Raw genomic sequence first — 12966 nt, 5'->3', positions numbered from 1 at the left:
CTTTATTCAACCCTATTGTTATCGACAAAAACAATGAATGGAATGAGTATTCGGAGGTGTGAAAAAATGGCGAAATTAACAAAAGAAGAAGTTAAGCACGTGGCAAATTTAGCACGTCTTGCAATTACAGAAGAGGAAGCAGAGAAATTTGCTGAACAGCTTGGTAAAATTACGGACTTCGCAGAGCAATTAAACGAGTTAGATACAACGAATGTTGAACCAACAACTCACGTTTTACCACTAGTAAACGTAATGCGTGAAGATGTGGCAACAAAAGGCTTAGACCGTGAAGTAATGATGTTAAACGTAAAAGAACAAGAAGATGGTCAAGTAAAAGTACCAGCTATCATGTAATACTAAAACATAGGAGGATTCCTCATGACGTTATTTGAACGTTCAGCAAAGGAGCTACAAGCTGACATTAAAGCGGGTAAGCTAACAATCGCTGATTTAACAAAAGAAGCATACGAACGTGTGGCGAAGCTTGACGGCGATGTACAAGCTTTCCTTGCTTCAAACGAAGAAAAAGCAACTGCACAAGCAGCAGAAATGGACAAAGTGCCATTTGAAGAGCGTGGACCACTTTTCGGTCTTCCTATCGGTGTGAAGGACAACATCGTTACAGAAGGCTTAGAAACAACTTGTGCTTCTAAAATTTTAGAAGGCTTTATGCCAATTTACGATGCAACAGTAGTTAACAAGCTACGTGAAGCCGGTATGGTTACTATCGGTAAATTAAACATGGACGAGTTTGCAATGGGTTCTTCAAATGAAAACTCATATTATAAAACAACAAAAAATCCATGGAACTTAAACCACGTACCAGGTGGATCTTCAGGTGCGTCTGCAGCAGCAGTTGCAGCAGGAGAAGTTCCATTTTCACTTGGTTCTGATACAGGTGGTTCAATCCGTCAACCAGCAGCTTATTGCGGTGTTGTAGGGATGAAGCCTACATATGGTCGTGTATCTCGCTTTGGTCTAGTTGCCTTTGCATCTTCTTTAGATCAAATCGGGCCTATCACTCGTAATGTTGAAGACAACGCTCTTTTACTTGAAGCAATTGCAGGATTAGATGCAAACGATTCAACTTCTGCAGACGTAGAAGTACCAAACTACGCAGCAGCCCTTACAGGTGACGTAAAAGGCTTACGTATCGCTGTGCCAAAAGAATTCCTTGGTGAAGGTGTTGGCGAAGCAGCACGCCAATCAGTGCTTGAAGCATTAGAAGTATTAAAAGGCTTAGGTGCTACAGTAGAAGAAGTATCACTTCCTCATTCGAAATATGCACTTGCAGCATACTATATCCTTTCTTCTTCAGAAGCGTCTTCTAACCTTTCTCGTTTTGACGGGATCCGTTATGGTTTCCGCGCAGAAAATGTTAATAATTTGATGGACCTTTATAAAGAAACACGTGCACAAGGCTTTGGCGATGAAGTAAAACGTCGTATCATGCTTGGTACTTACTCGCTAAGTGCAGGTACGTATGATGCTTACTACAAAAAAGCTCAACAAGCACGTACGCTTATCAAAGCAGACTATGACAAAGTATTTGAAGACTTTGACGTAATCATTGGACCAACTTCTCCAACACCAGCATTTAAAATTGGTGAAAACGTCGATGATCCAATGACGATGTATGCAAATGATATTTTAACGATTCCTATGAACTTAGCTGGTGTGCCAGCCATCTCAATCCCATGTGGTATTGAAAATGGTCTACCATTAGGCTTACAAATTATCGGTAAATACTTCGATGAAGCAACAATTTACCGTGTAGCTCATGCTTTCGAACAAGCAACAGAGTTCCATAAACAAGTTCCTCAAATTTGGGAGGGAAAATAACATGAACTTTGAAACAGTCATTGGTTTAGAAGTACACGTTGAGTTAAAAACAAACTCAAAAATCTTCTCACCAGCACCAGCTCACTTCGGTGCTGAACCAAATACAAATACTACAGTTATCGACCTAGGCTATCCTGGTGTCCTTCCTGTACTTAATAAAAATGTTGTAGATTTCGCAATGCGTGCAGCACTTGCATTAAACATGGAAATCGAACAAGAAACTAAATTTGACCGTAAAAACTACTTCTATCCAGATAATCCGAAAGCTTATCAAATTTCTCAATTCGACAAGCCAATCGGTAAAAACGGCTGGGTTGATATCGAAGTAGATGGTTACACAAAACGTATCGGTATTACACGACTTCATATGGAAGAAGATGCTGGTAAACTGTCTCACAGTGGCGACCACTCTTTAGTTGACTTTAACCGTCAAGGTACACCACTTGTAGAAATCGTTTCTGAGCCAGATATTCGCACACCAAACGAAGCGTATGCGTATCTTGAAAAAGTAAAATCAATCATCCAATATGCAGATGTTTCAGACTGTAAAATGGAAGAGGGATCTTTACGTTGTGATGCCAACATCTCAATCCGCCCATATGGTCAAGAGGAATTCGGTACGAAAACAGAGCTTAAAAACCTTAACTCTTTCAACTATGTTCGCCGTGGTTTAGAGCACGAGGAATTACGCCAAGCAGATGTCCTTCTTTCAGGTGGGGAAATTGAGCAAGAAACTCGTCGCTTCGATGAAAAAACAGGTAAAACAATTCTTATGCGTATTAAAGAGGGAACAGACGACTATCGTTACTTCCCAGAGCCAGACTTAGTTCGTCTATCAATCGATGATGAATGGTTAGAGCGAGTAAAATCAGAAATTCCAGAGCTTCCAGATGCTCGTAAAAAACGCTATGTTGAGGAATTAGGCTTAACACCATATGATGCAGGAGTTCTTGTTATTTCAAAAGAAATCTCAGACTTCTTCGAGGCTATGGTAGTTAAAGGTGCGGATGCAAAACTTTCAGCAAACTGGCTTATGGGTGATGTTTCTGCATACTTAAATGCAGAACAAAAAGACCTTAAAGATACTGCATTAACACCAGAAAACCTTGCGGAAATGGTGAAATTAATCACTGATGGTACAATTTCTTCTAAAATCGGTAAAAAAGTATTTGCTGAATTAGTAGAAAAAGGCGGTTCTGCACAAGAGATCGTTAAAGCAAAAGGTTTAGTTCAAATTTCTGATGAAGGTGCATTACTTGCTATCGTTACAGAAGTTCTAGACAACAATGCACAATCAATCGAAGACTTCAAAAACGGTAAGGATCGCGCTATCGGCTTCTTAGTTGGTCAAATTATGAAAGCAACTAAAGGTCAAGCGAACCCACCAATGGTCAATAAATTATTACAACAAGAAATTGCAAAACGTTAATTGCAATTGCAATAGAAGGCCAAGAGAGCAAATTCGTTTTCTTGGCTTTTTATTTTTAAAAAGTAATACATACTAAAGATTTTTTTGGGCATCTATACAAGATAAATGCTCTGACCAGTAGAGGAACAAAGCATCGCGTCCTGTTAACGCCTTCGTGACCAAAATCCCGTTGCTGATGCTGCGCTTTCGCACAAAGAACATCTGATGCCCCAAGCGGCTCAGCGGACGCCATCAAGAAAGCGCCCAGTCGGAACGGAAATCAACCAGGTTTTATGGTGATATGACTAAAAAATACCAACTTAGCACATTATAGTTGTCTAAAAAGAGTATTCATAGCAAAATATAGAATAGAGCATGATTTAACTTTAGGGGGTCAATCGATGAAAACTGAACAACAATATTTCAATGATGCGATTTCGATTCAACAATATATGGATACTATGACGACGTTAAAAGAGGAAAGCTTCCGTATTTATGATAGCTTTGAAGTGCCAACGAACGATGGCTTTATCGAGCTACTGAAGGGCAAGCAATTAAAAATTTTAACGATTACTGAGGATTGGTGCGGGGACGCAATGTTAAACAATCCAATTATTCGCCGAGTTGCAGAGACAGCAGGATTAGAAATGCGTACAGTATTACGTGATGCTGATACAGACTTAATTGATCGCTATTTAACAAACGGTGGCCGTGCAATTCCAATTTATATTATATTAGATGATGCTGGTCAGGTTGTTGGAAAATGGGGCCCACGTGCACCAGAATTACAGGAACTAGTAGTGAGTAAACGAGCTAGCTTACCTGATAAAGAAGATCCTACATTTGAAGATGCGCAAAAGGCGTTATATGTAGAAATTCGTGAAGAGAATATTACCAATAAATCATATTGGACATTTGTTTATGAGGACTTTAAAAAGCAAGTAACAGCTGCATTGCAATAATTGTAGATCACATGGCTGCATGTCAGAGAATTTTGTTTAGGACATGCTTTGTCTCTTGTTGACTAATAGAAATTCAATGCAACATTTAAACGGATAATTCGTTGAAAGAAATAGAATCTTATGAAGCAGGAAGGTATGTTATGAAACGAGCAAGAATCATTTATAATCCTACATCTGGACGTGAAGTGTTTAAAAAGCATCTACCAGAAGTATTGGAAAAATTAGAGGTAGCAGGCTATGAAACATCTTGTCACGCAACAACTGGTGAAGGCGATGCAACCATGGCAGCAAAGGATGCAGTAGAACGTGGCTTTGATATAATCATTGCAGTTGGTGGAGATGGCACATTAAATGAAGTTGTTTCAGGTGTGAGTCCATTTGAAAACCGTCCGAAAGTTGGCCTAATTCCGATGGGCACAACGAATGATTTTGCCCGTGCTGTGCATATTCCTCGAAATATTGATGCTGCCGTTGAGATCATTACTAAAGGTGAGACGTTGCCAGTTGATGTTGGTTTATTAAATGGGGAACGCTATTTCATCAATATTGCTGCTGGTGGACGCATTACAGAGTTAACCTACGAAGTGCCAAGTAAAATGAAAACAATGTTAGGACAGTTAGCTTATTACTTAAAAGCAGTGGAAATGATCCCATCGATCAAAGCTTCCCATATGCGTATCGAATATGATGGTGAAGTGTTTGATGGGGATGCTATGATGTTTTTATGTGGCTTAACAAATTCAGTAGGTGGCTTTGAAAAGCTTGCACCAGACGCAAGTATTAATGATGGCTACTTTACTTTATTAGTATTGAAAAAAGTGAGCCTACCTGAATTTATTCAGCTTGCCGCAATGGCATTAAGGGGCGAGCATTTGAATGATGATCGTGTAATTTATAAAAAGGCAAGTGTTGTAAAAGTGTCTACTGAAGACGAAGTACATTTAAACTTAGATGGTGAGTATGGTGGGGACGCACCTGCAACATTTGAAAATCTAAAGCGCCATATTGAAATTTTTGTTCCGCTAGCAGACATTCGTGAGGAAGACCGTATATAACGAACATAAAAGCAGGGCTCTGCTCAATTTAGGAGTGAGCCCTCATCGGACGCCCCTAGTCGGAACGGAAATCAACCGCACGTTATGGCGATGACCTTATATAGAGTGAATTGTTTCCTATTATTGGGATTGTGAATGAATTAAGAAAAATGTTTGGCAAATGTGCGTATATTACTTGAACAAAATTTGAAACCTTTATAATAGGCCGAAATTTCGGTCCATTATAAAGGTTTTTTTCGTTGTAATAGTGGAAAATGGGGGTATAAATAAGGGAAAGGAAGTGTTGCCGTTGTATAAGTCACAGGAAAGAAAGCTCATATGGCTAAGCTTTGGTGTTGCAATTATCATGCTACTTTCCATACTTGGAAGAATATTCGGAAGTTAGGGGGGCAATGAAATGGTGAATGAATCAGCAGTCTTTTGGAGTAGAGCATTAACGGAGCTAACTTTATCGTTCCATATTATTTATGCAACGATTGGTGTGGGTGTCCCGTTAATGATTATGATTGCACAATGGACTGGGTATAAAAAGAATGATGAGCACTATATTTTAATGGCAAGACGTTGGGCACGAGGCTTTGTCATTACAGTTGCAGTCGGAGTTGTAACAGGGACAGCAATTGGCTTACAGTTGTCTTTATTGTGGCCGAATTTTATGCAGCTCGCCGGTCAAACAATAGCATTACCACTTTTTATGGAAACGTTTGCATTTTTCTTTGAAGCTATCTTCCTTGGCATCTACTTATATACTTGGGATCGCTTCGATAGTCAGAAAAAGCATATGCTACTGTTAATTCCTGTTGCTGTTGGTGCATCGATGTCAGCTGTGTTTATAACAATTGTCAATGCGTTTATGAATGCGCCACAAGGATTTGACATTGTGGACGGACAGCTTGTAAATATTCAACCTTTTTTAGCGATGTTTAATCCAGCGATGCCGACAAAGGTAGCGCATGTTCTCGTTACAGCCTACATGACGTCCGCATTTGTATTAGCATCTATTGCAGGATACCGTCTACTTAGAGGATCTAAGCATGTATACCATAAAAAATCTTTATTACTACTTATGAAGATGGGTCTGATTTTCTCTATTGCAGCAGCGGTTATTGGAGATTTCTCAGGAAAATACTTAGCAGAATATCAGCCAGAAAAACTAGCTGCAGCTGAGTGGCATTTTGAAACAGGCGATAAAGCCTCACTTATTCTATTTGGTGTATTAGACGGTGAAGAAGTAAAATATGCTATTAAAGTACCTTATGCTCTAAGTATTTTAGCGCATAATAATCCAAACGCAGAGGTAGTCGGCTTAGATCAATTTGCTAAAGAAGATCAACCACCACTGTATATTCATTACCTCTTTGATCTCATGGTGTTTATTGGCATGTTCATGGCACTAGTTTCACTACTTTACGTAACCGGGAAAGTACGTGGATGGCAGTTTATTCATACACGTTGGTTTAGGTGGATTATCGTTGCTGGGGGGCCACTTTCAATTATTGCGATTGAAGCAGGTTGGTGGCTTGCGGAAGTTGGACGACAGCCTTGGATCTTATATGGATTAATGCGAACACCAGAAGGAGCCACAACTAGTGACCATGTGGATTTAATGCTGCTATTGTTCGCAGGTGTGTATGTTGTATTGGGAATAGGAAGTATTGTGGTTTTAGTTCGTATGTTCAAAAAGAATCCGATTGAGCGTGAAATAGAAGATCGCCATTCTGAAAAAGGCGGTGACATCTTATGACATTAGAGATTTTAGGTATTTCAGTTTTGTGGATTTTCCTATTTGGCTATGTCATTGTAGCTTCGATTGATTTTGGTGCAGGCTTTTTCAATGCCTACAGCCTACTCATCGGCAAAAATCATATTTTAACGAATATTATTAAGCGCTATTTATCACCTGTTTGGGAAGTAACCAATGTCTTTTTAGTATTCTTCTTTGTCGGGATTGTTGGATTTTTCCCACAAACAGCCTTTTATTATGGAACGATTTTACTTGTCCCAGTAAGTATTTCACTAGTGCTGCTTGCCATACGAGGCTCCTACTATGCGTTTGAATCGTATGGCTCACGTGGACATATCGGCTACACACTGACATATGGTGTAGCAGGCTTACTCATTCCAGCCTCACTGTCTGTTGTATTTGCGATTGCTGCTGGTGGCTATGTTGATCTTGTTGACGGGCAACCTGTTTTGAACTACTGGACATTGTATACGAGTCCATTTGCTTGGAGTATTGTCGTGTTAAGCATTGCAGCAGTACTCTATATTTCAGCTGTGTTTTTAACATGGTATGCTCATAAGGCAAAGGATGTAGAAGCAACAAAACTAATGCGAAAATACGCACTTGTTTGGGCAGTACCATTAATGGTGAGTGCTCTTGGCATTATGTACGAAATGAAATCCATCAATTCTGAAAGTTACAATCATATGGTTAATTTATGGTGGATGTTTGCCATTTCAGCCGTGTTATTTATTATTACTGTGGTGTTAATATGGATGCGAAAAAAATACGGCCTTGCGGTGGGACTATTGATTGCACAATTTGCCGTAGCATTCTTCGCCTATGGTATCGCTCAATATCCATATTTATTGTATCCATATTTAACGATTTACGATAGCTTTACAAGTACACAAATGGCGATTGCACTCGTCATTGCGTTTATTTTAGGACTATGTCTGCTTATTCCATCACTGTACTTATTGTTGAAATTATTCTTGTTCAACAAAAATTATGTGACCGGGAAAGAAGACAATCACGCATAGGAGGAATAAAACGATGGGGAATTTTTTAATGTTTTATGCACCATTTATAGTCGTCATCCTCGGAATAGTTGCTGCTTTCTGGTGGGCACCGAGAGATTACCACATCGTAAAGAAAGAGGGAAAGAGTCGCGAATAGCGGCTCTTTTTTCTACTCATGTAAAGGCTATCAGTTTGGGTGAGAGTCAATCACATTCTCGGCATACCTGAGGTTTGGGTTGAGAGCCGATCACATTCTCGGCATACCCTAGCAGTCGGTGGCAAGAGCTATCACTTTCTCAACACACCCGAGCCGTTAATACCAAGCCTTGTTCTTTTTTCATCTGCCACAACATGCTACAATAAGGAGATTGAAATGGAGGATGTACGAATGTCAGCACCCGTGAAAAAGAATGACCGACTAACAGTTTATATAGAAGATTTAACACATGATGGCAATGGCGTCGCAAAGGTCGATGGTTATCCATTATTTATTCAAGAGGCACTTCCTAATGAAACAGCGGAAGTACATGTTTTAAAAACCTTAAAAAATTACGGCTTTGCGAAAGTCGTAGATATTCTTAAGCCATCGCCAGACCGAGTAGAGGCTCCTTGTGCATATTTCAAGCAATGTGGCGGCTGCCAATTACAGCACCTGTCCTATGAAGGGCAGTTAAAGTGGAAAGAGAATATGGTGCGTAATGTGATGCAACGCATTGGTAAAATTGATGCGCCTGTTCTACCTGTGAAAGGCATGAAAGAGCCTTGGCATTACCGTAATAAAGCACAAATTCCTTTCTCCTCAAATGAAGCAGGACAAGCGATTGCTGGCTTCTATAAAACGAAAACGCATAGCATTGTAGATATGGAGCGTTGCTTAATTCAGACAGGCGAAGCGGACGCTATTCTTGCAGGCTTGAAAAAGGAATTAGCGGCAATCGGTATTCGACCATATAACGAACAAACACATGAGGGAATGTTGCGCCACGTAGTTATTCGTAAAGCACGAGCAACTGGTGAAGTTATGGTTGTTCTCGTAACTAAAAAGAAAAAATTCCCACAAAAAGAAGCCGCTGTTGCAACAATCCAGAAGCTTGTCCCGAATGTAACATCCATTATGCAAAACGTTAACAGCGACAAAACGAACGTTATTTTCGGTGATGAAACCGTAAACCTATGGGGTAAGGACGTTATTATTGATACAATTGGCGATGTTCGCTTTGAAATTTCAGCCCGTTCATTTTATCAAGTAAACCCTGAGCAAACGGAAGTGCTATACAAGCAAGCATTAGACTACGCTGACTTGCAGGGTGATGAACGAGTAATTGATGCTTACTGTGGTATAGGCACCATCTCCTTATTCCTTGCGCAAAAAGCAAAGGCTGTCATGGGCGTTGAAATTGTCCCACAAGCAATTGAAGATGCGAAGCGTAACGCAGAGTTAAATGGTTTTACCAACACCTATTTTGAGGCTGGGCCAGCAGAGGAAGTCATTCCACGCTGGTATAAGGAAGGCAAGGAAGCCGATGTCCTAGTTGTCGATCCACCGCGTAAAGGCTGCGATGAAGCGCTTCTTAAGACAATTTTAGAGCAACGTCCTAAACGAGTTGTATATGTATCATGTAACCCAGGAACACTTGCACGTGACCTCCGTATTTTGGAGGATGGGGGCTATCAAACACAGGAAATTCAACCTGTGGATATGTTCCCGCATTCGACGCATGTTGAGTGTGTCTCGCAACTCATTTTAAAAGAAGGCAACTAAACATGCGTTAGTTGCCTTTGTATAAAGCTTTAACCTACTTCTAAGGGATTAACGAAGGTATAGTGTATATGGATTTCACCTTCGTGTGTACAAGTAATCCGCTCAACTAATGAATGAAGAATTCGTGGAGTCAGTTCTTCTAATGAAAGATTATCCTTTAACTTTTTGCTGATAGATACTTCGAAATTTTCATATTCGTTCATTTTTTCATTAAGTTGAGTTTTTTTAGTTTGGTGTTCTTTGATTTTATTATCTGTTAGTTCGCGGTAATCGACTAATTCTTCTTTCGAGATAATATTATCAGTGAACAAATTGACGTAATCTAATTTTCTTTTGCTTCAAAGCATCACGAAGCGGTCGCATGGTTGGAGTTATAGTAGAAATAAAAAAGAGTGAATTCCAAATAAAGGGATTCGCTCTTTTTGGTTGAAATTTATAAAGAATTACAAGTTCGAATTTCATTAAAGAAAAGGTCCCCAACAAAAACTCTGTCTTTATATGCGAATAAATTTGGAGGAAATATTACAAAACCAGTAAAAACTAATTCAACATTTGTAGTTTTAATGTTGAAAGTTTACAATAACTGAGCCGATTGTTATATTAAGTGTTAATACCTAAAAATGGTAAATAAAGAATGGGAAAAGGGGTTTGAAAATGGATGTAAGATACCCAATTGGAAAATTACAAGTTCCTGAAAAAGTAACATTTGAAAATGTTCAAGAATGGTTAAAGCAAATCGAAACATACACAATTCGACTAAGAGAAACTGTTGATTCTTTAAGTGATGAGGAATTAAACAAAACTTATCGTGAAGGTGCATGGACAGTTCGTCAACTTGTACATCACATTGCAGATTCGCAGTTGAATATGTATCAACGTTTGAAGCTGGCTTTAACAGATGACAATCCAACAGTTCCAGCTTTTGATGAAGAAAAGTGGGCTGTTCAGCCGGATATAGAGCTTCCTATAGAAAGTTCTATTAAAATGTTAGAAGGCATAAATGAGCGTATCGTATCTTTAGGACAAAGTTTAACTAAAGAGCAATTAGATCGAGCATTTACTCACCAAACAAACGGCAAAATAACAGTTTCAACAAAAGTTGTAAAATTAGCTTGGCACGAAGAGCATCACTTAGCTCATATAAAATTTGCATTATCAGAATGATTAAACTTTAATATATAAAACTAGCATCGATTTACTTTATCTAAGGTGAGTCTACTACATCTTTATTTCATTACACCACCATCAGCACTCACCACATTGTGAAGCTGTTGCTTAGTTGGAGTTTGTACCTGGTAGACACGTTATTCATAAGCGATTCTGAAATATTAGAAGCTATACTATATAACTTGAAAAAGTAGACATTTTCAATCCCGACCCTAATTTTCTTGCAAATAACCATTGCGAAGTTAGGGTCTTTTTACATGGAACTTAATTGGAAAACATCTCATGTTCAGCATATATGATTAGCACACGGATTAATTCATCCGTTTCTTTTCTAGGAAAGGAACTGCTTGTATTGATTTTATATCATGAAGCCCTCCTATGCTTATTACCGGTAATCAAGTGGTTATTTATAGGGGCTTTCCAGAAGTTTCGCGACTTTTTGGAGGCCTTTATTTCATACCTATTTCAAGGAAGTTCAGAGAATAATTCTCCATTTTACCTCATGGTAAAATATATTGTCAATAATAAATTTGTAAAATTATTAAAAAATGTTATAATAGTCTTACAATTGTTTTTTTAAATCGTATTTCGAATTCCGCTGTCCTTTTTTGCAGATAGAATTTGGATACGTTTTTTTAATATCCTTTTTTAAAATCGAAGAAAAAAATTAAAACAGTTATGTGAGCTTTAAAGGAAGTTAGTTGAATAAAATAATTAATTTCTATCTAATAGTAACCGATTATTTATTCCATAAGGAGGACTAGAATAATGAATCTAATCAATAAGAAAGTTACACACAAGCGTTTTGGCATGGGTAGTATAGTTAAACATAATGATTCTAGTATTGAAATACATTTCGCATCGGAAAAGAAAATGTTTGTTTTCCCTGATGTATTTGGAAAGCACCTAAAACTACATGATAAAAGTGCTGCTAAGTCACTCGAGGAAATTATACAAAAAAAGGAAAAAGAACAAAAAGAGCAAGAACGGAAAAAGGAAGAGGAAAAAAAACTACAACGAAAGAAACTGGCCCTTCGCTTGGAACACGAAAAACTTATGAAAAACCATAAACTTCATCCCGAATCACAAATGGTTTTTTGGTGTGACACGGAAGAACAGAATAGTTCTTTTTCGGAGTGGAAAGTTTTTTCGGGCGTAATAAAAAGTGGGAATAACAAAGGGAAGCCAAACAAGCCGAGCCGCTTGCACCAAAATAGCGCTGTCCTATTAACAGCAATAGATTCCAACATGCCTGAGAAAGACAGACGTATCTTAGGTGTCTATATGGTGAATGAAGATTTTATCGGTAAGCTTTGTGAAGATGGATATATTCCTGCTCATTCAAAATACAGAATCCAACTTACAGAACAGGAATCGGATCAGCTGCTTTTCTGGCAATATTATATAAATGAAAAATCCCCGAAAAAAATGACATGGAAAACAGGTAAATACCGTTATTTTGAAAATTCATGGATGGCTCAAATTTTACTTGATATAGTTTCGTTGAAAAGTGACCCAAATGAACGAGAGCTAGCACAACAATTTTTAAAACATTTTTGTAGAATGAATCAGATAACAGTTCAAGAGTTACCAAAGCCTAATGGCGCATTAATGCGTATTTAGACGTTAGCTCAAAGATTATAAGAATGACAGGGGACTAACACATTTTTCCACCTCTCAATAATGCCGAGCATTGCCTAGCTCTGTTTGCTATTAAGCGTGTATAAATCAGTTATTTTTCTTGGGTTTTTTTGGTGTATTTATAAACAAAAGGTATATTTTGGGGGATTCTGCAACATCTGCTTTAATTTTGGCAACAAAATCTATTTTCTTTTTAGCAGTATGTTTGATTGGGGTTAGTTGATTGTAACTGCTGGGATTGTTCATGTCGTATCTAACCTGATTTAGGATTAAAATGTAAGTTATGCAGTTGTTTCAAAGGCACCAATTTTATCAAATTTAGAACCATACGTGGCCATGTTTATGGGGATAGTCATATTATAAAAATTATTCTGAGTGAGCGAA

11 protein-coding genes are annotated in these 12966 nt (G+C 38.3%); all 11 read left to right on the top strand.

The window, feature by feature from the left end:
- Nucleotides 1–66: 66 nt before the first annotated feature.
- Nucleotides 67–354, top strand: coding sequence for an Asp-tRNA(Asn)/Glu-tRNA(Gln) amidotransferase subunit GatC (gene gatC / locus FJQ98_RS23090; RefSeq protein ID WP_010857153.1), 288 nt, complete (start codon nucleotides 67–69; stop codon nucleotides 352–354).
- A gap of 24 nt (nucleotides 355–378) precedes the next feature.
- A complete protein-coding gene (gene gatA / locus FJQ98_RS23085) occupies nucleotides 379–1842 on the top strand; it encodes an Asp-tRNA(Asn)/Glu-tRNA(Gln) amidotransferase subunit GatA (protein ID WP_053597194.1) in 1464 nt (487 codons plus the stop codon).
- A 1-nt stretch (nucleotide 1843) separates the two neighbouring features.
- Nucleotides 1844–3271 (top strand): Asp-tRNA(Asn)/Glu-tRNA(Gln) amidotransferase subunit GatB, encoded by a 1428-nt coding sequence (gene gatB, locus FJQ98_RS23080; protein ID WP_053597193.1) that lies wholly within the window; start codon nucleotides 1844–1846, stop codon nucleotides 3269–3271.
- Nucleotides 3272–3651: 380 nt separating this feature from the next.
- The gene (locus FJQ98_RS23075; protein WP_053597192.1) at nucleotides 3652–4212 is read left to right on the top strand and encodes a thioredoxin family protein; all 561 of its coding nucleotides are present in this window, start codon (nucleotides 3652–3654) and stop codon (nucleotides 4210–4212) included.
- Nucleotides 4213–4352: 140 nt separating this feature from the next.
- A complete protein-coding gene (locus FJQ98_RS23070; RefSeq protein WP_053597191.1) occupies nucleotides 4353–5267 on the top strand; it encodes a diacylglycerol kinase in 915 nt (304 codons plus the stop codon).
- A 397-nt stretch (nucleotides 5268–5664) separates the two neighbouring features.
- Nucleotides 5665–7011 (top strand): cytochrome ubiquinol oxidase subunit I, encoded by a 1347-nt coding sequence (locus FJQ98_RS23065; RefSeq protein WP_053597190.1) that lies wholly within the window; start codon nucleotides 5665–5667, stop codon nucleotides 7009–7011.
- The gene (locus FJQ98_RS23060; RefSeq protein ID WP_053597189.1) at nucleotides 7008–8033 is read left to right on the top strand and encodes a cytochrome d ubiquinol oxidase subunit II; all 1026 of its coding nucleotides are present in this window, start codon (nucleotides 7008–7010) and stop codon (nucleotides 8031–8033) included. The genes FJQ98_RS23065 and FJQ98_RS23060 overlap by 4 nt, the downstream gene beginning before the upstream one ends.
- A gap of 13 nt (nucleotides 8034–8046) precedes the next feature.
- Nucleotides 8047–8169 (top strand): cytochrome bd oxidase small subunit CydS family protein, encoded by a 123-nt coding sequence (gene cydS / locus FJQ98_RS27350; RefSeq protein ID WP_277815988.1) that lies wholly within the window; start codon nucleotides 8047–8049, stop codon nucleotides 8167–8169.
- Nucleotides 8170–8400: 231 nt separating this feature from the next.
- A complete protein-coding gene (rlmD, locus tag FJQ98_RS23055) occupies nucleotides 8401–9774 on the top strand; it encodes a 23S rRNA (uracil(1939)-C(5))-methyltransferase RlmD (protein WP_053597220.1) in 1374 nt (457 codons plus the stop codon).
- A gap of 654 nt (nucleotides 9775–10428) precedes the next feature.
- Nucleotides 10429–10938: a YfiT family bacillithiol transferase gene (locus FJQ98_RS23050; protein ID WP_053597187.1), complete on the top strand. Its 510-nt coding sequence runs from the start codon at nucleotides 10429–10431 to the stop codon at nucleotides 10936–10938.
- Nucleotides 10939–11709: 771 nt separating this feature from the next.
- The gene (locus tag FJQ98_RS23045) at nucleotides 11710–12564 is read left to right on the top strand and encodes a malate synthase (RefSeq protein WP_201406553.1); all 855 of its coding nucleotides are present in this window, start codon (nucleotides 11710–11712) and stop codon (nucleotides 12562–12564) included.
- Nucleotides 12565–12966: the final 402 nt, after the last annotated feature.

Origin of the sequence: Lysinibacillus agricola (assembly GCF_016638705.1) — a bacterium.
Lineage (GTDB): Bacteria > Bacillota > Bacilli > Bacillales_A > Planococcaceae > Lysinibacillus > Lysinibacillus agricola.
The sequence above is the reverse complement of the archived record's forward strand: the minus strand, read 5'-3'. Positions and strand labels throughout refer to the sequence as shown.